Origin of the sequence: Streptomyces erythrochromogenes, assembly GCF_036170895.1 — a bacterium.
GTDB lineage: Bacteria > Actinomycetota > Actinomycetes > Streptomycetales > Streptomycetaceae > Streptomyces > Streptomyces erythrochromogenes.
Genome location: NZ_CP108036.1, coordinates 8,231,910 through 8,254,338, shown reverse-complemented (window position 1 = coordinate 8,254,338; position 22,429 = coordinate 8,231,910). Strand labels below are relative to the sequence as shown.

Here is a 22,429-nt window from a genome sequence, read left to right as displayed (position 1 = left end):
ACGCGACGCCATGGTGAGCATTTCCGGGCTGGGGGCCCAGAGCCCGGCCGCCCGCACCCCGCAGCAGGCGGTGATCCCGCCACGGCAGGCGTCCTCCGCGAATCCGGACGACTCGCTGGTCCTGTGGAACGGCGTACCGCCGTACGTCCTGCTCATCGAGGACGACGAGGGCGACGCCGTCCTCGTCGAGGAACTCGTGGAGGACAGCGGGATCGAGGTCCGCCTCGGCCGGGCCCGGTCCCTCGCCGACGCACTGCACCTACTGGAGGCCGAGGCACCCGAGTGCGTCCTCCTCGACCTGCACCTGCCGGACGCACAGGGCCTGGACGGCCTGGAGAAGGTCCTCACCGTGTCCGCCGAGGCCGCGGTCGTCGTCCTGACCGGTCTGTCGGAGGAACGGGCGGGACTGACGGCCGTCGCGGCCGGCGCCCAGGACTACCTGGTCAAGGGGCGTCTGGAAGCCGACGTCTTCATGCGGGCCATCCGCTACGCGATCCAGCGCAAGCGCACCGAGCTGGCGGCCGTCGCCCTCCAGGCGGGCAAGCTCCGCGCCGAGGAGAACGCGCGCCTCGAACGCGGCCTGCTGCCCACACCGCTGCTGCTGGACGATGCGCCCGATGCCGTCAGCGTCTGCGCCCGCTACCACCCCGGACGCGCCCAGACGCTGCTCGGCGGTGACTTCTACGACGTCGTCCAGACCCCCGACGGAGCCACGCACGCCGTCGTCGGCGACGTGTCGGGCCACGGCCCCAGCGAGGCGGCGCTCGGCGTGTGCCTGCGCGTGGCCTGGCGGTCCTTCGTCATGGCCGGTGCCCGTGGCGCCGAACTGCTCGGACTGCTGGAGCGGATCCTGCTGGCGGAGCGCTCCGGCCCCGAGATCTTCGCCACCCTCGTCTCCCTCACCCGTCCCGGCGGCACCCATGCCGTCTCCGTGCAGCGCGCCGGCCACCCCGGTTTCCTGGTCCGCTCGGCGACCGGCGTGGAGCTGCGCACCGTTCCGGGCGGTCCCGCGCTGGGCATCGTGCCCGGCTGGGGCGCCGGCTGGCCCGTCACCGAGGTGCCCGTGGAGGCGGGGGACGCCGTGATGCTCTTCACCGACGGCCTGATCGAGGGACGCATCGGCCCCGGCTCCGACCGCCTTGACGAGGAGGGCCTCCTGGAGATCGCCCGCAAGCACGCCGACCTGCCCGCGGAACCGTTCGTCGACACCCTCATCCAGACGGCGCAGGGCCTCGCCGCGGACTGGGGCGGCCTGGCCGACGACGTCGCCGTCCTCCACCTCGAATGGAACTCCCCCACGTGACCACCCCCGCACAGCCTCCCGTACCGTCCCGAGGACGGGCGCCCGACCACCAGGGACCGAGCCTCCGGTTCTGGCTGACCACCGTGCTGGTGGTGCTCGCCCTCATGGTCGTCGGGGCGGGCACGCTCGGCGCCGCCCTCCTGTCGCACACCACCACGACCGGGAACCGGCTCGTCGACGGGATCCTGCCCGCCCAGCGGGACGCCCTGCGGCTGGAGACGGCCCTCCTGGACCAGGAGACCGGGATCCGCGGCTACCTGCTGGCCGACGAACCCGCGCTCCTGGAACCGTACGAACGCGGCCTGCCCAACGAGGCCGCGGCCGCCCAGCGCCTGGCGACGGTCCTCGACGACGACGGCGTGCGCGAGGACCTGGCGGCCGTGCAGGAGGCCGCCCGGATCTGGCGCGACGAGTTCGCGGCCCCCGCCATCGCCTCCGTGGAGAACGGCACCGCCCCGCCGTCCCTCCAGGCCGGCAAGGACCGCTTCGACGAGGTCCGCCGCCGCATCACCGCACAGCAGGCGCGCCTGGACCGCATCCAGGCCGATGCCCGCACCACCTTCGGCGAGGCACGCTCGCAGCGCGACCGCATCCTGCTGGCGATCGTCGTGGCCTTCCTGCTGGCCGGCTCCGCCCTCGCCGTCCTGCTCCACGTGGGCGTGCTGCGGCCGCTCGCCCTGGTGCGGACCGCTTCCCAGCGCGTCGCGGACGGGGCCTTCGAAGAGGTGATCCCCCTGCGCGGCCCCTCCGATCTACGGGCCCTGGCCCGGGCCGTGGAGGCCATGCGGCACCGGACCGTGGCCGACCTGAACGCCTCGCGGGCGAACGCCGAGCGGCTCGACCGCACGGCAGCCGAGCTCGACGCCCAGGCGGTGGAGCTGCGCCGTTCCAATGCCGAGCTGGAGCAGTTCGCGTACGTGGCCTCGCACGACCTCCAGGAGCCGCTGCGCAAGGTGGCCTCCTTCTGCCAGCTGCTGGAGAAGCGGTACGGGGACCGGCTCGACGAGCGCGGCGCGCAGTACATCGGCTTCGCCGTCGACGGCGCCAAGCGGATGCAGGTGCTGATCAACGACCTGCTGACGTTCTCCCGGGTGGGCCGCGTCCAGGACGCGCGGGAGACGGTCGCGCTGGACGGCCCCCTGGACCGGGCGCTGCGCAACCTGGCCGCAGCGGTGGAGGAGAGCGGCGCGGAGATCACCCGGCCCGATCGTCTTCCGGACGTGGTGGGCGACCCGACGCTCCTGACAATGCTGTGGCAGAACCTGGTGGGCAACGCCGTCAAGTTCCGCTCGCCCGACCGCGCTCCGCGCGTCGAGGTGGCCGTGGTCGACGATCCGGCCGCGGCACCGGGCTTCCACACTTTCGCCGTCACCGACAACGGCATCGGGGTACCGGCCGAATTCGCCGAGAAGGTCTTCGTCATCTTCCAGCGGCTGCACGGCCGGGAGACCTACGGCGGCACCGGCATCGGCCTCTCGCTCTGCAAGAAGATCGTCGAGCACGCGGGCGGCCGCATCCGGATCGACACCGACCACCAGGAAGGCACCCGGATCGTCTTCACCCTGCCCGACGCTTCCGCCACGGCCGCCGCCACGACTTCCGCCACCGCCGATGCGGTTGAGACCACGGCGTCCGACGCCGATGCCGCGCCGCCCGCCCCCGCACCCACCCGAGGAACCAGCTGATGAGCAGCCCCGCAGACCGGCCCCAGGCCGCCCCCGCCGAAGTCCTGCTGGTCGAGGACGACGCGGGCGACGAGCTGATGACCCGAGAAGCCTTCGAGGACAACAAGATCGGCAACGTGCTGCACGTCGTGCGGGACGGCCTGGAGGCCCTTGACTTCCTCTACCGCCGTGGCGAGCACGCGAACGCCCCGCGCCCCGACCTGATCCTGCTCGATCTGAACCTGCCCAAGTACGACGGACGACAGGTCCTCGAACGGATCAAGACGGACCCGGATCTCAACCACATCCCCGTGGTCGTGCTCACCACCTCGGCGGCCGAGGAGGACATCCTGCGCAGCTACAAGCTGCACGCCAACGCCTACGTGACGAAGCCGGTGGACCTCGACCAGTTCATCCGGGCGATCCAGCAGATCGACGACTTCTTCGTCACCGTGGTCAAGCTCCCCCGCACAGGGTGAGGGAGAAGGAGGACGTGAGCAGCATGGACACGTACAGCGCCGAAGCGCGCAGCCATGTCGAGACCCGGTCCGAGGGGGACGTGCGCATCGTGGTGATGGCGGGTGAGTTCGACATCGACAACGTGGCCGATCTGCGGATCGCGTTGGACCCCGCAGCGCCCGGTGTCACCCGGTTCGTCCTGGACGTGGCCGCGGTGACCTTCGTCGACTCGGCCGCGCTCGGCATCATGCTGCAACCCGTCCTGCACCGCCCGGTGGTCCTGGCGGGTACCGTGCCGCGCAGGCTGGCCCGGCTGCTGGAGATCACCGGTGCCGACCTGGCCTTCGCCCATGCGCCCAGCGTGGCCGAGGGCACGGTCATGATCGTCCCGCCCCGGCGGGGCTGAGCGGCCCTTCGGGGAGCCCCGGCCGGTTTGAGAACCGGATTCCCGGCCATACGGGCGTCGAACGGGCTTCGGCGTCCGCCGCGGTCCCCGCTCCGACACCGGTCGGGGCGGGGACCTCGGCGTGCCGGGCGAGAGGGGGAACAGTGATGACCACACCCGAGGAGGACGCTCCCGCGTCCGTGCGGGGCGCCGGTTCCGCGCGGCGGGCCGGGTCCCTGGGCCGCGACGCGGTGCTCGCGCTCGGGCTGCTCGGCACCGCCGTCGCAGGCGTTGCGGCGTTCCTGAAGGCTGCTGCCGCGACGGACGGGGGCCGGCTCCCGGTGGCCCCGGTCGCCGCCCTGACCGTGCTCCTGCTCGGCGCGCTCCTGGCGAAGTGGAGCTTCGCTCCGGTCCGGCGCCGGGTGCGTGCCCCGCGGCCCACGGCGTACGCGGAACCGCCAGCGGACCTGCCCGACGTCGGGGGTGACGCCCTCGACCACGCCGCGGTCGACGCCGACGGCTTCGAGCACACGGTGGCCGCCTTGTGCGCACGGGACGGCTGCACCCCGGTGGAGGTGGTCGGCGGCGCGGGCGACCTGGGCGCCGACGTCCTCGCGACGACGGCGGACGGGCGGCGGGTGGTGATCCAGTGCAAGCACTACGCCGAGGACAACCGGGTCGGCTCGCAGGACCTCCAGCGCTTCGGCGGAACCTGCTTCGCGGTCCACGAGGCCGATGTCGCCGTCATCGTGACGACCAGTTCCTTCACCGCGCCGGCCGCCGAGTACGCCGACGCCTGCGGGATCGTCCGCGTGGACGGCGAGGGCCTGGCCGCCTGGACCGAACTCCAAGCGCCTCCCCCGTGGGAGTCGTCCGCCGGCGCGCCCGCACCCGCCGCCCCGTCCGCCTCTGTGCGAGGAGCCACCTCATGACCACCACCGACAGCGGCACCATCCCGGCCGCGGGCACGCAAGCCCGCGACGCCGGAGCCGACGAACGCATCCACCGCATCCGCCGCCGCCTCGAACGCCTCATCGGCATAGCCGCCACCGAGGGGAACTCCGTACTGCCGTTGCGCAACGGCGACGAGATCTTCACCTCGATGCTCGACGCCATCTCCTCCGCCCGGCACACCATCGACATGATGACCTTCGTCTACTGGAAGGGCGACATCGCCCGCCGGTTCGCCGAGGCCCTGGCCGAGCGGGCCCGCCACGGCGTGCGCGTGCGGCTGCTGCTGGACGGCTTCGGCAGCCGCCTGATCGAACAGGACCTGCTGGAGCGCATGAGCACGGCCGGGGTGGACGTCGCCTGGTTCCGCAGACCCGCCTTCCTCTCCCCGCTCAAGCAGAACCACCGCTGCCACCGCAAGGTCCTCGTCGTCGACGAACGGACCGCCTTCACGGGCGGCGTCGGCATAGCCGAGGAGTGGTGCGGCGATGCCCGCAACCCGCACGAGTGGCGCGACACGCACGCCGAGGTCCGCGGGCCGGCCGTCGACGGAATCGCCGCGGCGTTCGCCCAGAACTGGGCGGAGTGCCATCCCGAGCTCTTCGACGACCGCGACCGTTTCGTGAGCCACGAGCCGGCCGGATCCTCCGTCGTCCAGGTGGTGCGGGGCTCGGCCGCCTTCGGGTGGCAGGACATGCAGACGCTGATGCGGGTCGTCCTCGAATCCGCGGAGGAACGCGTGCGCCTGGCGACCGCGTACTTCGCCCCCGACGACTACTTCGTCGAGCTGCTGTCCGCCACCGCCCGCCGGGGCGTCACCGTCGAGATCCTGCTTCCCGGCCCGCACACCGACAAGCGGGTGTGCCAACTGGCGGGCCAGCACCACTACGAGGCGCTGACCGCCGCCGGCGTGCGCATCCACCAGTACCAGCCGACGATGATGCACGCCAAGATCATGACGATGGACGGGGTGGTCTCCCTGATCGGCTCGTCGAACTTCAACCGCCGCTCCCTCGACCACGACGAGGAGGTCATGCTGGCCGTCATGGACCCGGCCGTCACCCGGACCCTGGACGAGCACTACGACGAGGACCTCCGCTCCAGCACGCGCATCGCCCCGGAACGCTGGCGCCGCCGCTCCGTCCTCCAACGCGCCCGGGAGCTCTCGATCCGGCCGCTGCGCCGCTTCCTGTGAGGGGCGGGGATGCCGCGTCAGCCCAGTGCGCGGTCGAGGTTGAATGCGGCGCTGATCAGTGAGAGGTGGGTGAAGGCCTGGGGGAAGTTGCCCAGTTGTTCGCCGGTCGGGCCGATCTCCTCAGCGAACAGGCCGAGGTGGTTGGCGTAGGTGAGCATCTTCTCGAAGGCGAGCCGGGCCTCTTCCAGTCGGCCCGCCCGGGCCAGCGCCTCCACGTACCAGAACGAGCAGATCGAGAAGGTGCCCTCGGGGCCGTGCAGGCCGTCCGGGCTGGTGGTCGGGTCGTAGCGGTACACCAGCGAGTCGGAGACCAGGTCCATGCCGAGCGCGTCCAGGGTGGAGAGCCACTTGGGGTCGGTGGGCGAGATGAACTTGGCCATCGGCATCATCAGGAGCGAGGCGTCCAGCACGTGGTCGTCCAGTCCCTGGACGAACGCCCGTCGCTCGGCCGACCAGCCGCGCCGCATGATCTGCCGGTAGATCGCGTCCCGGGACTCCCGCCAGCGGGGCAGGTCCGCCGGCAGACCGCGACGGTTCGCCATGCGCATGGCGCGCTCCAGCGCCACCCAGCACATCAGCCGCGAGTACACGAAGTTCCGCCGGCCCGCCCTGGTCTCCCACACCCCCTCGTCGGGCTGGTCCCAGTGCTCGCAGAGCCAGTCCACCACGGCACCGACCTCGTCCCAACGGTCGCTGCTGATCGGCTGCCCCCACTTGTCGTAGAGGTAGATCGAGTCGATCAGGGCGCCGTAGATGTCCAACTGGAGCTGGCCGGTGGCGGCGTTGCCCACCCGGACGGGTCCGGAGCCCAGGTATCCCTCCAGGTGGGGAAGCTCGTACTCGGGCAGCTCGGTGCGCCCGTCGATGCCGTACATGATCTGCAACGGCCCGGTGTCCCCCGTGCCCCGCAGGATGCCCCGCTCGGAGATGAACCCCATGAACGCCTCGGCCTCCGTGGTGAACCCCAGGCGCAGCATCGCGTAGACGCAGAAGGCGGCGTCGCGGACCCAGACATAGCGGTAGTCCCAGTTGCGTTCGCCGCCGATCTGCTCGGGCAGGCTGGTGGTCGGTGCGGCCACGATCGCACCGGTCGGCGCGTACGTGAGCAGCTTCAGCACCAGCGCGGAGCGGTTCACCATCTCCCGCCACCGCCCGTGGTAGCGGGAACCTGCCAGCCAGCGGCGCCAGAACCGGACGGTCGCCTCCGCCTGCTCCTGCGCCTCGGCGCGCGGGCACGACCGGGGCGGGGCGTCGTCGCCGATCTGGTCGAGGGCGAACACGTTGGACTCGCCCTCGAGGAGCTTGAAGTGCGACCAGACGTCCAGGCCGTCGGTTTCCAGGGGTGTGGTGGCGGTGAGCGCGAGCGTCAGAGACGGGGAGCGGAACACCGCCGTGTGGTCTTCGAGGTGCGTGGTGTGCGCTTCGGCGCCGTAGCCGAAGCGGGGGGCGATCCGCGCCCTGAACGGGAGGGTCCCGCGGACGCAGACCACCCGCCGGATCAGCCGGTGGCGGGCCGCCTCGCGCGAGTCGTCGACCACGGGCATGAAGTCCTGGATCTCCGCCACCCCGTCCGCAGCGAAGAACCGCGTGATCAGCACGTTCGTGTCGGGGAAGTAGAACTGCCGGGTGCGGGTGGGGACCTCGGCGGCCAACTCGAACGACCCGCCCCGGTCGGCGTCGAGGATGGCCCCGAAGACGCTGGGCGCATCGAAGCGGGGGCAGCAGTACCAGTCGATGGTGCCGTTCGTACCGACCAGGGCGGCTGTACGAAGATCGCCGATCAGTCCGTGCTCGGAGATCGGGATGTAACGGCCGCCGTCCACCTGCTCGAAACCAGCCGTGCCGAACGCCATACCGGCCTCCCTGCCGCGGTGGCTCGGGCCTGGAGATGAAGCCTCACTCCTCATGCTAGACCGCTGCTCGCGGCGGGGTCCGACGGAGCCGTGCGGACGGAGGAGGATCGGGTAGGCCTGCGTACGCTCAGGGCGAGGCCGATTTCGCCGCGCCGGCGGGCGAGCTGTCGGCCGTGGTGACGTTCACCGTCCTGCTCTCGGTACTCCCTCACGGCGTCGCGGCGACACCCGTCACTGCCCGCCACTGGCCCCCGCAGGGAGGTGCCGGGCAGGCGGTGCCGGCCGGCTCGGGAAGGTGGCCGGCACCGCCGCTGGTCAGCCGGGCCAGGTGCCCGTGAGGCGCCGAACGGCTACGGCCCCCGACCGGTCGACCGATGCCTTGACCACGGCGAAGATCGCACCCTGGATGGCCGCGGCGAGCAGGATCTGCTTCCAGGTCCGGTCCTCGTCGGTGGCGTCGGGAGCATCGCCCTCGCCCTCGATGATCTTCCACGCCTGCTTGAAGGCGGCGCCTGCGATCACACCGCTGAGGGCGCCGAGCGCCAGCCCGACGGGCTTGTACGCGATCTTCGAGGCCTTCACCGGCGGCGTCCCCGGCTGCGGCGGACCAGCAGGAGGACCACTACGGCGGCTCCGGCCACCAGGAGCGGCGTGCGGTTGGCGCGTGCGGCCGTCGCTGCCCGGCCGGCCTTGTCCAGGAGCGGGTCGGGCGTCCTGTCCGTCGCGTACTGGCCCGCCTTGGCCGCGTTCTCCCGTACCTGTGCTGCGGCCTGCGCGGTCTTCTCCAGGAGCGGGTCGGGGGTCTTGTCCTTGACCAGCTGGGCGGCGTGCCCCGCCTTCTCACGGATCTGGTCGGTGAGCAGCGCTGCCTTCTCGACGGCCTGATCCTTGGCGGCGGCCGTCTTCTCCTTGGCGTGGGCCTTGATGTCGGCCTTCTCGGCGAGGGCCTCGACGGTCCGGCCGAGTTCGTCCCGGGTGCGCTCGACCTGATCGCGCAGTTCGGCGGAGCCGGGGCCGGGAGGGGTGGGGGCGGGGGTGCCGATATTGGTTCGGGCTTCGTCGTTCATCGGTGTGCCTTCTCCTTGATCTCGGCCAGGTCGGCCTTGACGCTGTCGATGGTCTGTTCGGGAGCCGGGGTTCCGGCCCGGGCGATCTGCTTCTTTCCGGCCAGGGCGGTCCCGCCCGCCGCGATCCCGAGGGCGGCGGTGATGACCAGGGCGGACGCCCACACCGGCAGGACCAGCGCGAGAGCGGCGATACAGGTTGCCGTCAGAGCCTGGAGTGCCAGGAGGCCGATGATCCCTGTGGCACCGAAGAGGCCGCCGCCCTTCCCGTAGCGCTTGCCCTTCTCGGCCATCTCCGCCCGGGCAAGCTGCATCTCCTCGCGCACGAGCTCGGAGATCTGCTGTGAAGCGCGCGAAACCAGGACGCCCACCGAGTCGTCGGCGGCGTCGGGCCGCCGCTCTACCGTGGTCATGACAGGGACACCTTGCCTTTCTTCCACATGCCGGTTCAGGGTTCGGACGGTCATGTCGTCGCCGTCACGGCGCGACTACCCTGCAATCGCCCCGTCACCCGCACGGCCACCAGCGGTGTGCGAAAGGTGGCCCGACAGCAGCCCGGGGGCCGACCTCGTCGGAGCGGGCGTGCCGTGCCGGTCTCGCGGCGAGCCGTGTCCTCGCACGGGTCAGTGCTCCGTCCTGCGGCGGTCGCCGTCGCTCCACGCACGGGTGTCGCGGGGCTCGACGTAGGGTTCCTCGTCCTCGGGCAGTCCGCCGGCGATCGCGCGCTGCCGGGCCATTTCCGCGTCGAACTCCAGCCCGAGGAGGATCGCGAGGTTGGTGATCCACAGCCACACGAGGAAGATGATCACGCCGGCGAGGGTGCCGTAGGTCTTGTTGTAGGAAGCGAAGTTCGCGACGTAGAACGCGAAGCCTGCCGAGGCGGCCATCCAGATCGCCAGCGCCAGGAGGCTGCCTGGCGTCACCCACTTGAAGCCGCGGCCCTTCGCGTTCGGCGCGGCCCAGTAGAGAATCGCGATCATGATCGTGACGAGGAGGACCAGCACCGGCCACTTCGCGATCGACCACACGGTCAGGGCGGTGTCCCCGATCCCCAGGGCGCTGCCCACCTGCCGGGCGAGAGAGCCGGAGAAGACGACGATGAGCGCGCTGGCGCAGGCCAGGACCATCAGCGTGACGGTGAGAACCAGGCGCAGCGGGAGGACCTTCCACACCGGGCGGCCTTCGGGCACGTCGTAGACGGCGTTCGAGGCGCGGATGAACGCGGCGATGTAGCCGGACGCCGACCACACGGCGACGACGAGGCCGACGACCGCCAGGAGCGATCCGACGCCGGAGTGGCCCTGGAGCTGCTGCACGGCATCGGTGATCACGTCCCGCGCCGAGCCCGGTGCCAGTTTCTGCAGGTTGTCCAGCACCTGCCGGGTGGCGGACTCCCCCGCGAGGCCGAGCAGCGACACCAGCACGAGCAGGGCGGGGAAGAGGGCGAGGACTCCGTAGTAGGTCAGCGCCGCGGCCCGGTCGGCGAGCTCGTCGTCCTTGAACTCCTTCACGGTGCCGCGCAGCACGGCTTTCCACGACCGCCCGGGCAGCTCGGTGGGCCGGTCGGGCGCCCGCTCCTCCACCTGCGGATCCGGGCCCGCCGTGCTCTCACGGCCGCTGCCTCCGCGCTCGTCGTCTCCGCCTGGTCCTGCCTCGGGTGTGCGTGTCATACCCTGCGGCTATCCACCGCGGCGCCACTCATGTCCGCGGGGGACGAGAAACCGGGCCTCCTCCGCAGGGGCGTCGATCGGCCCGCGTCCCGGCGGTGGCCGGCCGCCACACCTGCCCGTGGCGGGACCCTGGCCCCGGCACCGGTCCCTACAGCCAGCCGTTGCGGCGGAAGGCCCGGTAGAGGGCGCCGGCCGCGAGCGCCATGAGACCGACGGCGAGCGGATAGCCGTAGGTCCAGCCGAGTTCCGGCATGTGCTCGAAGTTCATGCCGTAGACGCCGGCGACCATCGTGGGAACCGCGAAGATCGCCGCCCACGCCGAGATGCGTCGCATGTCGTCGTTCTGCCAGGTGCCCACCCGGGCCTGCTGCGCGCCGAGCACCGAGTCCAGCAGTTCGTCCAGGGTCCGCACCTCGATGTCCGTGCGGTGCAGGTGGTCGGCGACGTCACGGATGTACGGGGCGATCTTCGGCTGGTGGTCCTCCTCCCCCGGGCCGCCGGACAGGAGGCCTTGGACCACCGGAACGAGTGGCTGCACGGCGTCACGGAACTCACGGACCTCGCGCTTGAGGGAGTAGATGCTCCCGGTGTGGTCGACGCGGGAAGTCGAGAACACCTCGTCCTCGAGCCGGTTGAGCGTGGCGCGCACCCTCCGGGCGGCGCCGCTGTACGCATCGACGGCGACGTCCAGTACGGCGTGCAGCACAGCCCTGGGGCCGTGGCGCAGCATGGCCGGATCGGCGTCCAGCCGGCGGGCGGCCTCGCTGCAGGGATCGATCGTTCCGTGGCTCACGGTGAGTACGCTGCGAGGTCCAACGAAGATCATGATGTCGCCGGTCTCCACCGCCGTTTCCTCTTCCACATACCGGAGGGTCTTCAGCGCGACGGCCAGGACCCCGCCGAAGCGCTCGCCCTTCGGACGCTGCCGCCCGTGGAGCGCGTCCTCGACAGCCAGCGGATGCAGGCCCAGTTCCTCGGCCAGCTCGACCAGCTCACCTTCCGACGGGGCTGCCAGCCGGAGCCAGGCGAACTCGCCGACTCCCAAGCCCCGCAGTCGCTTGAGGACGGACTGACAGGCGTCGTCCGGCAGCTCGCACTCCACGTGCTCCGACTGTCCCGATCCCTGGTCGTAAATGACACATTCCATCTCCAGCGCATGCTTCGCCCGCGGCATTTCATGCGCCGGCAGCCGGCTCCGGCCTTGTGTCCGGACACGTCCTGCGCCCCTCGGCCGGCGGCGCGGCCACAGGGTGCTACCCACACGCCCGGCCTGCGCCTAGGCTGAAGGTCATGGCAGACGACCAGGACGGCCGTGCCCGTCTCCAGGTGGAGCGCACCGGACAGGGTGTCATGGTGCACGTCCGCGGCGAGATGGACATCGACCACGCGGACCGGCTGCGCGAAACCCTGCACGCCGAAGTCACCCGCCCCCAGGGACACGCCGAGATCGTTGTCGACGTAACCGATCTCACCTTCTGCGACTCCGCCGGCCTCAACGCCCTCCTCCAGGCCCGCCTCACCGCTCAGGGCCTTGGACGGCGCATCCATCTGCACCGTCCCTCCCGGCAGATGACGCGGCTGCTGGAACTGACCGGAGCCGACCAGCTCTTCCCCACCACGCCCGCCTGACCAGGGGCTCGCCCCAACCCCCGTGTCCTGCGGCCGTCCTGTCGGCCCGGACCCGCCCGGCGACAGCGGACGCCCGTCACGTGCGTAGAACCGCAAAGCCTGGGCAGAAGGGGCGGACAGCCGTTAGCCAACTGGGAGGGAGCGGTCGCCATGTCTCGCTCGACCACCATGATGGGCCCCGTCCGGGCAGAAGAATCGCACGTCACGGGTACCCCGGGAACACCGGCGGAGGACCGGGAACCGGTTCGAGTGGAGAACGCCCGTGAGATGGCGCCAGGCGACGCGCGCGAGCTCTCGCGCGTCTTCTTCCGCAGACTGTGCACGCTGGAGGAGGGCACGCGCGAGTACCAGTACACGCGCAACACCCTGATCGAGATGAACCTGTCCCTCGTGCAGTTCGCCGCACGGCGCTTCCGGGCCCGCGTGCTCGGCGGGGGCCTGGACATGGACGACATCATCCAGGTGGGCACGATCGGCCTGATCAAGGCCATCGACCGCTACGACCTCGACCGCGAGGTCGAGTTCTCCACGCTCGCCCTGCCGTACATCATCGGTGAGATAAAGCGCCACTTCCGCGACACCACCTGGGCCGTACACGTTCCCCGCCGCCTCCAGGAACTCCGCAGCGAGCTCGCCAAGGCCCAGGAGGCCCTGACCGACGTCCTCGGCCGGGCGCCGACGGTCAAGGAGGTGGCCCAGCACCTCGAACTGACCGAGGAACAGGTCATCGACGGACTCATCGCCGCGAACGGCTATACGAGCGGCTCCCTCGACACCGCCGCCGCGGACAGCGACGTTTCGTCCTCGACCGGCCGGACCACCCGGCCACTGGCGGAGCTCGTCGGCGATGTCGACCCCGCCATGGACTTGTTCGAGGACTTCCACACCCTCGCTCCGCTGCTGCGACAACTGGACGAGCGCGACCGGCTGATCCTGCGGATGCGCTTCGGCCAGGAGAAGACCCAGGCCGAGATCGGCGCCGAACTGGGCATCTCGCAGATGCAGGTCTCCCGCCTCCTGTCCCGAACTCTCGCCCGGCTTCGCGCCGGAATGCTCGCCGGGTAGGGGCCACCGATGACGTCCCTACCGGGAAACGCGGTGCCGCGGTCCGAGGTCGACCCACCGTCTTCGCGATCAGGTCGAGTTCCGCAGCACCGCCGGCAGCCTCACGCTGCCGTTTCACAAAGCAAGCCCCCGAGGCGGGGGGTCCCCTACACTGTCACGACCGTGCCGAGGCTTCCCGCCCCACCCGCGGGCATCCGACCGGCCCATGACGCCGGGCGCGACCGCGGGACGGGCCGGGTGCCGGGAGCAGAGGCCATGTGTGAACGCGGGGGTGGGACCACAGTGGAGACGAAGGAACCGCAGACGAGCGGTCCGATGAGCGTTGGCCTTCCGTCCGGGAGGCAGCGCCGTCGGCTCGCCCTCGTGGGCGTCCCGGGGGCCGTTGCCCGGGGCCGCGACTTCACCCGCCAGGCACTGCGGGACTGGGGCTGGGACAAGACCGAGACCTCCGAGGACACCCTCCTCCTTGTGTCCGAACTGCTGACCAACGCGTCGCTGCATGCGAACGGCTGCCGCGAACTCGTCCTGATCGCGGATGAGACCGCCTTGCACATCGAGGTCCACGACGGCACGACGACCCCTCCCGTCCGCCACCCGGCGCCGCAACGCGGCGTCCCGGGCGGCCGCGGCCTGTACATCGTGGAGCGCCTGTCCGATCGCTGGGGCACACAGGCGTACGGGACCGGGAAGGCCGTGTGGGCCGAGATCGAGGCTTCCCGGCTGGAGGACGGCATGCCAGCGGAACGCTGACCACTCCGGCCCCGCGCTGCGGGCTTGCCGCCCGTCCCGGTGTCGGCAACGCCACGGCCTCGGCCCACGCCCCGGCCCCGCACTCCGCCGGCCTGCTGAGCTGTCAGCCGGCTCCGTGGGACACCGTGCGGGCCCGCACCTCCTCCGGGGTGAGGTAGTGGTTCGTGTACTCGAAGTCGCGCAGCGTCCCCGGTTTGTACGTCTGGAAGCCGGTCCGGACGAAGTCGTCGCCGGCCACGGCGTTCAGGAGCCAGTTGGTCAACACCCGGGTCTTCGCGGCGCCGGTGCGCAGCGCCGCCCAGTGGTAGCCGCGGGCCACGGCCTGGGCGGGCATTCCGCGCAGGTCGATGCCGAGCGGTCGGGAGACGCCGTCGCGGCCGCCGAGGTCCACGACCAGTCCGAGGTCCTTGTGGGCGTACGGACGCAGTGGCGTGCCCCGCAGCGTGGCGACGACGTTGTCGGCGGCGACCTTGCCCTGGCGCTCGGCGTGTTGCGCGGTGGGCGGGCACACCGCACCGTCGCCGCCGCCGGCGAGGTCGGGGACGGCGGCCGCGTCACCGAGCGCGAACGCGCCGTCCGCCCCCGGCACCCGCAGGTCCGGGGCGACGACGAGCCGGCCGCTCTTGGCGGTCTCGGCGCCCAGCGTGGCGATGAGCGGGCTCGCGGCGACGCCGGCGGTCCAGATGAGGGTGCGGCAGGGCAGCACGCGGCCGTCGGTGAGGGTGACGTCCTCGGGGCCCGCCTTGGCCACGGAGGAGCCGAGGGAGACCTCGATGCCGCGGCGGCGCAGCACGTCGAGGGCTGCCCGGCCCAGCCGGTCGCCGAGCTCGGGCATCAGCTTCGGGGCCACGTCCACGAGGTGCCAGCTGATCTCGCGCCCGTCCAGGCGGGGGTAGCGGCCGACGGCGTTCGCGGTGAGCCGCTCCAGGGAGGCGGCCGTCTCGGTGCCCGCGTAGCCACCGCCCACCACGACGAAGCCGAGCCGTGAGGCCCGTTCGGCAGAGCCGGGTGCGGCGGCATCGGCGAGGTCGAGCTGGGCGATCACGTGGTCGCGCAGGTGTGCCGCCTCGGCCAGCGTCTTCATGCCGCGGCCGTGCTCCGCCAGGCCGGGGATGTCGAAGGTGCGGGTCACGCTCCCCGGCGCGAGCACCAGGCGGTCGTACGGCTGGTCCACCAGCTCCCCGGTGATCTTCCGGATGATGCAGACCTTGGCCCGGGTGTCGACGCCCACGGCCCCGCCGGGCACGATCCGGGTCCGGTGGCGGCGGCTGCGGCGCAGCGACACGGCGACGGACTGGGGGGTGAGCACTCCGGAGGCCACCTGCGGCAGCAGGGGCAGGTAGAGCTGGTAGGAGAACGGAGTGACCAGCAGGATCTCCGCCTCTCCGGGTGAAAGCGTGCGCTCCAGGCGGCGTACGCAGGCGACGCCGGCGAAGCCCGCGCCGACGACCACGATCCTCGGTCGTGCCATGGTGTCCGTCCCTTCTCGGGTGTACGGGTCCCCGACACGCCTTCCCCGGCAGGCCGTTCCATGCACGCGGAAATCGGGACGGACGTCTCCGGAGGCCGGCAGCGCCCAGTGGACCTTGAACGTCGCGAAGTCCCACCGGAAGGGTTCCAGTTGACGCACGAGGCGGGGCGGGAGGTCGTCCTCGCCCTCACGGACCCCCGCCCGCGCTAGTGCTCGGGCAGGGGCGTGCGCAGTGCGCTGCGTTCGTGGTCCCAGGCTTCGCGGATGTGGCTCGCGAGTCGGTCTTCGAGCAGGACGGTCGCCGCGCAGCCGAAGGCGATGTCCTCTTCGAGGTCCGGCTCGTCGGCGAGGAGGCCGCCGATGACTTCGTGGCGGACGACCTGCTCGTGGACGGCGTCGGCCTCCACGTGTTCGGCGTAGAAGTGCTCGGCTGCCGGCCCCGCGCCGCAGCGCCGCATGGCTGCGGCCAGGCGGCGCGAGCCGGGTGAGGAGGTGACCTCGACGCACGCGAAGTGACCGACGAGCGCTCCGCGAAGCGCCCGGTGCAACCCGAAGAGCGACATCAGGTTCACGGTGGCGAGCAGGGGTGCCGGTGCCTGGTCCAGGTAGCGGCCGTACGCGGGGTCCAGCCCGAGGTCGGTCATGAGGTCGGCGAAGAGCCGGGCGTGGATGCGGTCGGCGCGGCCGGCGCCGAACTCGTCGTACTCGATGGCCACCATCGCGGCCTTCGCGCGGCCGGTGAGGCGGGGGACGACCCAGACGTGCGGGTCTGCCTCCTTGAGGTGGTAGAGGGAGCGCAGGGCCGCGTACTCGCGCAACTGCCAGAGCTCACCCTGGGTTTCGAGGTGGCGGCTGAGGCTGCCGGAGAGGTCGAGGGGCTCGACGAGCAGCGGGCCGAAGGCGTCCGCCACCGACCCGGGGGCGTCGGAGAGCTCGGTGCGCAGGGCGTGCAGGAAGCGGGCCTCCATGGCCTGGCGCAGACGCAGCAGGTCCGGGTCCCATTCACGTGCGTCGTCCACCTCCTCGAAGCCGCGGTAGTGCAGTTCGTACAGCAGGTAGAGGGCGAGCTGGAGGTCCTCACCCCACGGGTTGGCCTTCAGTACGGATCCCGGCGCGTGCACCAGGGGGGAGCCCTTCCGCAGGGCCCGAACCACGGCGTCGGAGAGCTCGCCCCGCCCGTCTACGAGACGGGGGCCGGCGGCGGTTGCGGTGACGGTCTGGCTGGGAGGGGTCATGCGGGGTTCCTGTTCTCGGGCGCTGACGAGGCTCGTTCGCGGGCGCGACGGTGGTGGCGCACCGCGGGTACACGCGGCTGCGGCGGCAGGTCGTCCCCCGGGACGGGGACCGGGCACGGGGTGGGGTCAGGATCGCTGGGCACGGATCACCACCAGTTCTTCCCGTTCGTCCGCTTCGGCGACCAGGCCCTGCTGTTCCAGCCAGGACCGTCGCGACCGCAGTACGGGGCCCCACGGCACGGATGCCGTCGCCGTGACCTGCGCGGCCAGCCCTGCCCCCGCCAGCCGGTCGACGGTCTCCTCGGCACCGCACATCCCCGAATGCACCATGAGGAGGACTCCGCCCGGCAGCAGCAGGCCCGGGGCGTCCGCGCAGATCCGGTCGATGACCGCGCGCCCGTCGGGTCCGGCGTCCCAGGCCCGTTCCGGCCCGCGCGAGGGCGGCCGGCTGTCGGGGGCGGGGACGTACGGGGGGTTCGAGAAGACGACGTCGAAACGCCGTCCCGTGGTGCGTGCCTCGAAATCCCCGTGCAGGACGCTCAGCGGTAGACGGTGCAGCCAGGCGTTCAGCCGGGCCGTGGCCACCGCGGGCCAGGACACGTCGACTGCCGTCACCCGGGCGCCCCTGGTCGCGGCGTGCAGCGCGAGGGCTCCGGTGCCCGTACCGATCTCCAGGACCTCGGTACCGGACCCGAGGTCCTCGTCGGCGAGTGCCGCGGCGAGCAGCCTGGTGTCCGCCTGCGGATGGTAGACGCCCGGCAGGGCCAACAGAGCGGCGGGCAGCGTGGTCGAGGAAAGAGCTTTACTGGGCACCGTACCTCCGGTTTCGCGGCGGCTCGCTCGCGGAGCGAGCCACAGCGATCGATGACGTACTGCGCCTGCCCTGACCGAGACGCCCCACCCGAAAGAGCGCCGATCTTCGGAGGATCCGACTAGACCGGGTCCCTCATTCCGCATTCCTCCACGCCATGAGAATTCTCCCGAACCAAAAGGCCGGAAGGTGAGGAAGGAGGTGATCGAGATGGCCCAGCAAGGACGCCGAATCCCGCGATCGGAGGGAGCGTGGGGTGGCAGCCCGGATTGGTGCGCGAGGCGGCGCGCTCGCAGGTCGGAACGCCACACCTCACCGCGTTGACGCACTGGCGGGGCTACTGTGGGAAGGTCCCACGAGCGTCGGAATGAGGCGGCTCCTTTCGGTGTCCACGTCAAGCAATGAGGTCAGAGGCGCACCCTGTTGGGTGAGCCTGGTGACGGGAGATCTCGATTCCGCTCAGCGGTTCTACGGTGCCGTGCTGGGCTGGACGTTCCGACGGACCCGGCTCGGCGAGTGGTTCTCTTTCGCCTTTCGCGACGGCGCTCCCGTGGCTGGTTTCGTGGCTCCCGAGAATCTGTCGCTGCCCGCCGCCTGGACGCCGTATTTCGCCGTCGACGACGCCGACGTGACCGCCTCGCGCATCCGCGAGCGCGGCGCCACCGTCGCGGTGGGCCCCCTGTCCTTCGGGGCGGGCCGGGCCGTCCTGGCGGCTGACCCCGACGGGGCGGTCTTCGGGCTCTGGCAGGGCGAGATCTTCCGGCAGTGGAGGGTGGGCCGCGGCACCGCTCCCGCCTGGCTGGAACTCCGTACGCGCGACGCCTTCACCGCCGCCATTTTCTACGGGGAGGTCCTGGACTGGGCCGGCGAATCGCCCACGTCCTGCGTGGTGGCCTACGAACACGACCACGTCGTCCTGCGCCACGGCAACGACACGGTGGCACTGATCAGTGGCGGAGCGGTGGACAAGGATCCCGACCCGCACGTCCGTCCACGGTGGCACGTCCACTTCCGCGTGCCCGACCTGGAGGCCGCTGTCGCGGCGGCCACCGCTGCGGGCGGGAGTATCGCCTCCCCGGTGGAGACTTCCAGCGCCGGCCGATGGGTCACCCTCCGCGACCCGGAGGGCGCCCTGTTCACCGTGCTGGCACCACAGGGGTGACTCCGCCGAGCGCAGAAGGTTCGGCGCAGGGGCGTGCCCGCTCTCCCCGCGAGCGGTCCGGGCGGAACCGGGCGGACGACAGCACCGGGGAAGCAGCCGCAGGGCGCCGTCCGGTACGCCTCCCGCCGGGTCCACCGCGCCGGGACCGCGGCAAGGCCCGGACAACCGGCCGGCGGTCAGCGCCCATGGCCGACAGCCGCCTCCTGGGCTGGTGGCGGCAGGGTGCCGGGCTCCGGGGGCTCGTGGTGCAATGTGAACTGTCGGGTGCTGCCTCGGCGTGGATCTTCGTGCATCCGGGACGTAGGACCGGCCGGCTTCAAGCAGTAAGGGGTCGCTGTGACCGCAGGAGAGCCGGACGACGGGCGGGCCTCTCGCCCGCCCGCGGGCGGAAGCCGGCGGGTCAGGGCAATGACCTTGGCGGGGACCTTGGAAGCGGCGGAGGCCGCGGCACCCGTCGAGTCACTCGACGTGGTCGCGCGCATGCTCAAGGAACACCTCGGGGCCGCGTCGGTGTCGTTCCTGATCACCGACTTCACCGGCAGCTCGGTCGTGCGGCTGGGCGCTGCGGGCAGCGTCGAGACCGGTGAGCCGGCCCGGCGCATCCGGCTGCGGGGCACCCTGTACGACGACGTGATCCGCAGCCAGCGGCCGAGGGTGGAGGACAGGGGCGGGAGTGAGCTGGTGCGGGTCGTCGCGCCGGTGACCAGCCGCGGGGACGCCATCGGGCTCCTCGAACTGTTCCTGCCCGCGGCACCGGGCGCGCAGGTGATGCGGGAGATCGGCGAGACCGCGCACGCGCTGGCGTACATCGTCATCGCGAACCGGTCCCACACCGACGTGTACCAGTGGGGCCGGCGCACCAAGCCGCTGAGCCTGGCCGCCGAGATCCAGCACCGGCTGCTCCCGGCATCACTGGCCTGCGAGGCGGCACAGTTCGCGGTAGCGGGAGCGCTGGAACCCGCCGATCACGTGGGGGGCGACACCTTCGACTACGTGATCGACCGGGATACGGTCCAGCTCTCCGTGACCGACGCCATGGGCCACGACGTCGACGCTGCGCTGCTGGCCACACTGGTGGTGGGCGCCCTGCGGCGGGCCCGGCGGGCGGGTGAGGACCTCGCGGAACAGGCCCGCCAGGCCGACCAGGCCATGCACGATCACGGCCACCAGGGCTACGTCACCGGCCAACTGCTGCGCATCAGCCTGCTCGACGGCACGACCGAATTCGTCAATGCCGGGCACCCCTGGCCGCTGCGGATGCGCGACGGGGAGGTGCAGGAGATCGTTCCCGAAGTCGATGCGCCGTTCGGTCTCAGCCTCCGGGCCTCCCCCGCCAACACCTACCAGGTGCAGTCGCTGGACCTGCGGCCCGGTGACCGGCTGGTGATGTTGACGGACGGCATGCTGGAGCGCAACGCCGAGAGCCTCGACCTGGCGGACCTGATCCTGCGCACCCGCGCGCTGCATCCCCGCGAGGCCGCCCGTACCCTCATCGGGGCCATCGTCGACGCCAGCGACGACTGCCTGGACGACGACGCGACCGTCATGTGCCTGGATTGGCACGGCGTCGGCACCTCCCGGCGCGACGCCGCCACAGGCGCCGACCTCACCGACGCCTCGCGGCCGTCAGGGAGATGACGGCCAACGTTTCCCCACCCGGCTGCGCCGCATCGCGCCGTCACCGCAGCGGGTTCTCCAGAACGGACCGTGTGGGGACAGAGCGGGTCTTTTGCCGTAGACGGGGCAGGCGCTGTGTAGGTCCACCCGCGAAAGGAGGCCCCATGGCCGCACCCGTCCTTGATCAGCCCGTGTGCCGCACCGGTCAGCCCACCACAGCCGCACGCGACGCCACCCGCGCCTTCCTCCACCAAGCCGCACAGGTCAGGCCCCCTGCCCAGCCCTCGCACGCAGACAGCGTCCTCCTGGTCGTCACCGAGCTCGTCACCAACGCCCTCCGTTACACCGGGGGACCCTGCGCCCTCCACCTGGAACTGCGCGGCGATCACCTCGAGATCCGTGTCACCGACACAAGCCCCCGGCGGCCCCGCCCGCGGCCGCCGCACACGGACGGATCCGGCGGCTGGGGATGGCTCCTGATCGGCACCCTCACCACCCACGTCCGCATCGAGCCCACCCCGGAGGGCGGCAAGACCATCTGCGCCCGCTCCCCTTGGTAGACCCTGTAGGCCGGTCGCGAAAGATCGCGCCGACATCGACGGAGGCGCCGAGGCCCAGGGCGAGCTCGAAGCCCAGGGGAAGGTACCGCTGGGTTTCGGCATGCTCTGGTTCAAGGGCCTGCGCATCGCCACCGGCCAGGCACCCGTCAAGCGCTACCACCGGGCCCTGCGCGACCTGATCGCCGGCGGCAAGGCCGAGCCCGGCTTCCTCGTCTCCCACGAACTCAGCCTGGACGAGGCGTCCTCGGCGTACGAGCACGTCGACAACCGCGACGACGGCTGGACCAAGGTCGTCCTGCACCCCAACGGCAGCAACGGCGCCGGCCACCGCGCATCCGCCTCCGAGTGAAGGAGCAGGAACCTGACCACCCGCTGACGCGCCCGCCGGGCGAACACCGCACACGGGACCGGTTCCCCGCCGACCTCGGCCCGGACCCGGGTGCAGAAGAGGCCATGCCGCTCGTGTCACCGGCTCGCCGCCAGGCACTTCTGGGAGCGTGGGGAGCATGGCGAAGACCGCTCTTGTCATCATCGACATGCTGAACACGTACGACCATCAGGACGCGGATGAACTGGTCCCCTCCGTCGAGCAGGCCCTGCCCTCCGTGGTCCGCCTGCTGGAGGAAGCACGCCGACGGGGGCTGCCGGTCATCTACGCCAACGACAACTTCGGGAAATGGCGTTCCCACCACGGGGAAATCCTGCAAGCCGCCCTGGCCGGCCCCCGTGCCGACCTGGTCGAACCCGTGCGCCCCGACGCGGATTCCTACTTCATCGTCAAGGCACGCCACTCCGCCTTCTACGAAACGCCCCTCGCGTACCTGCTGGGAACACTGGGCGTCAGCCACCTCGTACTGTGCGGGCAGGTGACGGAACAGTGCGTGCTGTACTCCGCGCTCGACGCCCACATCAGGCACCTGAGGGTCACCATCGCCCGCGATGCCGTCGCCCACATCCACGCGGACCTGGCCGGCGCCGCCCTGAGCATGATGGAGGTCAACATGGCGGCACGCGTCGTGCCCGCGGCAGAGGCCCTCACCTGAGAAGGCGGCGCCGTCGGGCCCGGGGTCACCATGGGACCTCACATCCGCACCAACCGATATAAACCCGCTCGGCGTCCGGTATGTCCGTGGATCGCGGGTAGGGGCCGCGCATGACAGCCATCGAAACGCTAGCGGCCGAAGGCCAGGCCTCACTCTTCCTCATCCTCGCCGGAGTGGTCCTGGTCGTCCTTCTGATCGGTGCCTTCTGGTACGGGAGCCGGCGCAGGCGCCGGGAGGCACCGCCCGCCGACCAGAACCCTGTCGCGCGGGGCCGCGAGGACTCCTGGCAGACCCCGGAAGAGCATGCACGCGACCAGGAGGACCAGGAGCATCCCCGCCCGTGAACCCGCCGCTCGCCTCAACACCCGCCCCGCGACCAGGAACTCCGCACATGGGCGGCGCAGCATCGACGCCCACGGCCGCCGGCCGCAAGGGCCGCTCCGGCGACCGCGGGGGCGGACTGCTGAAGGCACCCTCGTCCTCCCGCGCGAGGGCCTCGCTTGACTGCTGGTCGACACGACAGGTAAGGAGAGGCTGTTCAT

Annotated in this window: 23 protein-coding genes and 1 pseudogene; 15 read left to right on the top strand and 9 right to left on the bottom strand. The window is 71.6% G+C overall.

Annotated features, from left to right (window positions below; translation table 11 throughout):
* The first annotated feature begins 10 nt into the window (after positions 1-10).
* From OHA91_RS38095 to OHA91_RS38070, 6 genes are all read left to right on the top strand, one after another.
* Positions 11-1,303 (top strand): PP2C family protein-serine/threonine phosphatase, encoded by a 1,293-nt coding sequence (locus OHA91_RS38095; RefSeq protein ID WP_328740938.1) that lies wholly within the window; start codon positions 11-13, stop codon positions 1,301-1,303.
* Positions 1,285-2,988, top strand: a complete 1,704-nt coding sequence (locus OHA91_RS38090) for a sensor histidine kinase (RefSeq protein ID WP_078959484.1) — start codon at positions 1,285-1,287, stop codon at positions 2,986-2,988. The genes OHA91_RS38095 and OHA91_RS38090 overlap by 19 nt, the downstream gene beginning before the upstream one ends.
* Positions 2,988-3,446 (top strand): response regulator, encoded by a 459-nt coding sequence (locus OHA91_RS38085; protein WP_031154963.1) that lies wholly within the window; start codon positions 2,988-2,990, stop codon positions 3,444-3,446. Before OHA91_RS38090 ends, OHA91_RS38085 begins: the two co-directional genes overlap by 1 nt.
* A gap of 23 nt (positions 3,447-3,469) precedes the next feature.
* The gene (locus OHA91_RS38080; protein WP_051893443.1) at positions 3,470-3,832 is read left to right on the top strand and encodes an STAS domain-containing protein; all 363 of its coding nucleotides are present in this window, start codon (positions 3,470-3,472) and stop codon (positions 3,830-3,832) included.
* Between the two features lie 146 nt (positions 3,833-3,978).
* Complete coding sequence (locus OHA91_RS38075) at positions 3,979-4,743, top strand: restriction endonuclease (RefSeq protein WP_078959483.1); 765 nt, start codon at positions 3,979-3,981, stop codon at positions 4,741-4,743.
* Positions 4,740-5,957 carry a phospholipase D-like domain-containing protein gene (locus OHA91_RS38070; RefSeq protein WP_031154956.1) on the top strand — a complete coding sequence of 406 codons (1,218 nt, stop codon included), beginning with the start codon at positions 4,740-4,742 and terminating at the stop codon, positions 5,955-5,957. Before OHA91_RS38075 ends, OHA91_RS38070 begins: the two co-directional genes overlap by 4 nt.
* A 17-nt stretch (positions 5,958-5,974) precedes the next feature.
* Here OHA91_RS38070 and OHA91_RS38065 read toward each other — a convergent pair whose 3' ends face one another.
* The 6 genes from OHA91_RS38065 to OHA91_RS38035 form a co-directional block, all read right to left on the bottom strand.
* The gene (locus OHA91_RS38065) at positions 5,975-7,810 is read right to left on the bottom strand and encodes a glycoside hydrolase family 15 protein (RefSeq protein ID WP_266504459.1); all 1,836 of its coding nucleotides are present in this window, start codon (positions 7,808-7,810) and stop codon (positions 5,975-5,977) included.
* A gap of 315 nt (positions 7,811-8,125) precedes the next feature.
* Positions 8,126-8,392 (bottom strand): DUF4235 domain-containing protein, encoded by a 267-nt coding sequence (locus OHA91_RS38055; RefSeq protein WP_031154953.1) that lies wholly within the window; start codon positions 8,390-8,392, stop codon positions 8,126-8,128.
* A complete protein-coding gene (locus OHA91_RS38050; protein ID WP_328740935.1) occupies positions 8,389-8,877 on the bottom strand; it encodes a DUF3618 domain-containing protein in 489 nt (162 codons plus the stop codon). The genes OHA91_RS38055 and OHA91_RS38050 overlap by 4 nt, the downstream gene beginning before the upstream one ends.
* Positions 8,874-9,287 carry a phage holin family protein gene (locus tag OHA91_RS38045; RefSeq protein ID WP_031154950.1) on the bottom strand — a complete coding sequence of 138 codons (414 nt, stop codon included), beginning with the start codon at positions 9,285-9,287 and terminating at the stop codon, positions 8,874-8,876. The genes OHA91_RS38050 and OHA91_RS38045 overlap by 4 nt, the downstream gene beginning before the upstream one ends.
* A gap of 210 nt (positions 9,288-9,497) precedes the next feature.
* A complete protein-coding gene (locus tag OHA91_RS38040) occupies positions 9,498-10,544 on the bottom strand; it encodes a YihY/virulence factor BrkB family protein (RefSeq protein ID WP_328740934.1) in 1,047 nt (348 codons plus the stop codon).
* 148 nt (positions 10,545-10,692) lie between these two features.
* Positions 10,693-11,691 (bottom strand): magnesium and cobalt transport protein CorA, encoded by a 999-nt coding sequence (locus OHA91_RS38035; RefSeq protein WP_328740933.1) that lies wholly within the window; start codon positions 11,689-11,691, stop codon positions 10,693-10,695.
* 143 nt (positions 11,692-11,834) lie between these two features.
* Between OHA91_RS38035 and OHA91_RS38030 the strand changes: the two genes are divergently transcribed.
* The 3 genes from OHA91_RS38030 (at position 11,835) to OHA91_RS38020 (ending at position 13,988) form a co-directional block, all read left to right on the top strand.
* On the top strand, positions 11,835-12,173 hold the full coding sequence (locus OHA91_RS38030) for an STAS domain-containing protein (RefSeq protein WP_328740932.1): 339 nt from the start codon (positions 11,835-11,837) through the stop codon (positions 12,171-12,173).
* Positions 12,174-12,323: 150 nt separating this feature from the next.
* Positions 12,324-13,238, top strand: a complete 915-nt coding sequence (locus OHA91_RS38025; protein ID WP_037633302.1) for a SigB/SigF/SigG family RNA polymerase sigma factor — start codon at positions 12,324-12,326, stop codon at positions 13,236-13,238.
* Positions 13,239-13,553: 315 nt separating this feature from the next.
* Positions 13,554-13,988, top strand: a complete 435-nt coding sequence (locus OHA91_RS38020; RefSeq protein WP_328740931.1) for an ATP-binding protein — start codon at positions 13,554-13,556, stop codon at positions 13,986-13,988.
* A 103-nt stretch (positions 13,989-14,091) separates the two neighbouring features.
* Here OHA91_RS38020 and OHA91_RS38015 read toward each other — a convergent pair whose 3' ends face one another.
* The 3 genes from OHA91_RS38015 to OHA91_RS38005 form a co-directional block, all read right to left on the bottom strand.
* The gene (locus tag OHA91_RS38015) at positions 14,092-15,459 is read right to left on the bottom strand and encodes an NAD(P)/FAD-dependent oxidoreductase (RefSeq protein ID WP_328740930.1); all 1,368 of its coding nucleotides are present in this window, start codon (positions 15,457-15,459) and stop codon (positions 14,092-14,094) included.
* Between the two features lie 206 nt (positions 15,460-15,665).
* Positions 15,666-16,694 (bottom strand): iron-containing redox enzyme family protein, encoded by a 1,029-nt coding sequence (locus tag OHA91_RS38010; protein WP_031154933.1) that lies wholly within the window; start codon positions 16,692-16,694, stop codon positions 15,666-15,668.
* 126 nt (positions 16,695-16,820) lie between these two features.
* Positions 16,821-17,507 (bottom strand): HemK2/MTQ2 family protein methyltransferase, encoded by a 687-nt coding sequence (locus OHA91_RS38005; RefSeq protein WP_037633301.1) that lies wholly within the window; start codon positions 17,505-17,507, stop codon positions 16,821-16,823.
* A gap of 434 nt (positions 17,508-17,941) precedes the next feature.
* Here OHA91_RS38005 and OHA91_RS38000 point away from each other — a divergent pair, with 434 nt between their 5' ends.
* The 6 genes and pseudogenes from OHA91_RS38000 (at position 17,942) to OHA91_RS37975 (ending at position 22,231) form a co-directional block, all read left to right on the top strand.
* Positions 17,942-18,667 (top strand): VOC family protein, encoded by a 726-nt coding sequence (locus OHA91_RS38000; RefSeq protein ID WP_031154928.1) that lies wholly within the window; start codon positions 17,942-17,944, stop codon positions 18,665-18,667.
* A 408-nt stretch (positions 18,668-19,075) separates the two neighbouring features.
* Positions 19,076-20,305, top strand: coding sequence for a PP2C family protein-serine/threonine phosphatase (locus tag OHA91_RS37995; protein WP_328740929.1), 1,230 nt, complete (start codon positions 19,076-19,078; stop codon positions 20,303-20,305).
* A 143-nt stretch (positions 20,306-20,448) separates the two neighbouring features.
* Positions 20,449-20,844, top strand: coding sequence for an ATP-binding protein (locus OHA91_RS37990; RefSeq protein WP_051893338.1), 396 nt, complete (start codon positions 20,449-20,451; stop codon positions 20,842-20,844).
* A gap of 40 nt (positions 20,845-20,884) precedes the next feature.
* Positions 20,885-21,193 (top strand): annotated as a pseudogene (locus OHA91_RS37985) (aldehyde dehydrogenase); the annotation flags it as partial.
* A 157-nt stretch (positions 21,194-21,350) separates the two neighbouring features.
* Positions 21,351-21,887 (top strand): isochorismatase family cysteine hydrolase, encoded by a 537-nt coding sequence (locus OHA91_RS37980; protein WP_266504475.1) that lies wholly within the window; start codon positions 21,351-21,353, stop codon positions 21,885-21,887.
* Positions 21,888-21,997: 110 nt separating this feature from the next.
* Positions 21,998-22,231, top strand: coding sequence for a DUF6479 family protein (locus OHA91_RS37975; protein ID WP_031153602.1), 234 nt, complete (start codon positions 21,998-22,000; stop codon positions 22,229-22,231).
* The last annotated feature ends 198 nt before the right edge of the window (positions 22,232-22,429 follow it).

Coding starts and splice junctions, on each gene's coding strand:
- OHA91_RS38095 (WP_328740938.1), top strand. CDS start 11: ATGGTGAGCATTTCCGGGCTGGGGGCCCAGAGCCCGGCCGCCCGCACC.
- OHA91_RS38090 (WP_078959484.1), top strand. CDS start 1,285: ATGGAACTCCCCCACGTGACCACCCCCGCACAGCCTCCCGTACCGTCC.
- OHA91_RS38085 (WP_031154963.1), top strand. CDS start 2,988: ATGAGCAGCCCCGCAGACCGGCCCCAGGCCGCCCCCGCCGAAGTCCTG.
- OHA91_RS38080 (WP_051893443.1), top strand. CDS start 3,470: ATGGACACGTACAGCGCCGAAGCGCGCAGCCATGTCGAGACCCGGTCC.
- OHA91_RS38075 (WP_078959483.1), top strand. CDS start 3,979: ATGACCACACCCGAGGAGGACGCTCCCGCGTCCGTGCGGGGCGCCGGT.
- OHA91_RS38070 (WP_031154956.1), top strand. CDS start 4,740: ATGACCACCACCGACAGCGGCACCATCCCGGCCGCGGGCACGCAAGCC.
- OHA91_RS38065 (WP_266504459.1), bottom strand. CDS start 7,810: ATGGCGTTCGGCACGGCTGGTTTCGAGCAGGTGGACGGCGGCCGTTAC.
- OHA91_RS38050 (WP_328740935.1), bottom strand. CDS start 8,877: ATGAACGACGAAGCCCGAACCAATATCGGCACCCCCGCCCCCACCCCT.
- OHA91_RS38045 (WP_031154950.1), bottom strand. CDS start 9,287: ATGACCACGGTAGAGCGGCGGCCCGACGCCGCCGACGACTCGGTGGGC.
- OHA91_RS38040 (WP_328740934.1), bottom strand. CDS start 10,544: ATGACACGCACACCCGAGGCAGGACCAGGCGGAGACGACGAGCGCGGA.
- OHA91_RS38035 (WP_328740933.1), bottom strand. CDS start 11,691: ATGGAATGTGTCATTTACGACCAGGGATCGGGACAGTCGGAGCACGTG.
- OHA91_RS38030 (WP_328740932.1), top strand. CDS start 11,835: ATGGCAGACGACCAGGACGGCCGTGCCCGTCTCCAGGTGGAGCGCACC.
- OHA91_RS38025 (WP_037633302.1), top strand. CDS start 12,324: ATGTCTCGCTCGACCACCATGATGGGCCCCGTCCGGGCAGAAGAATCG.
- OHA91_RS38020 (WP_328740931.1), top strand. CDS start 13,554: ATGAGCGTTGGCCTTCCGTCCGGGAGGCAGCGCCGTCGGCTCGCCCTC.
- OHA91_RS38015 (WP_328740930.1), bottom strand. CDS start 15,459: ATGGCACGACCGAGGATCGTGGTCGTCGGCGCGGGCTTCGCCGGCGTC.
- OHA91_RS38010 (WP_031154933.1), bottom strand. CDS start 16,694: ATGACCCCTCCCAGCCAGACCGTCACCGCAACCGCCGCCGGCCCCCGT.
- OHA91_RS37995 (WP_328740929.1), top strand. CDS start 19,076: ATGACCTTGGCGGGGACCTTGGAAGCGGCGGAGGCCGCGGCACCCGTC.
- OHA91_RS37990 (WP_051893338.1), top strand. CDS start 20,449: ATGGCCGCACCCGTCCTTGATCAGCCCGTGTGCCGCACCGGTCAGCCC.
- OHA91_RS37980 (WP_266504475.1), top strand. CDS start 21,351: ATGGCGAAGACCGCTCTTGTCATCATCGACATGCTGAACACGTACGAC.
- OHA91_RS37975 (WP_031153602.1), top strand. CDS start 21,998: ATGACAGCCATCGAAACGCTAGCGGCCGAAGGCCAGGCCTCACTCTTC.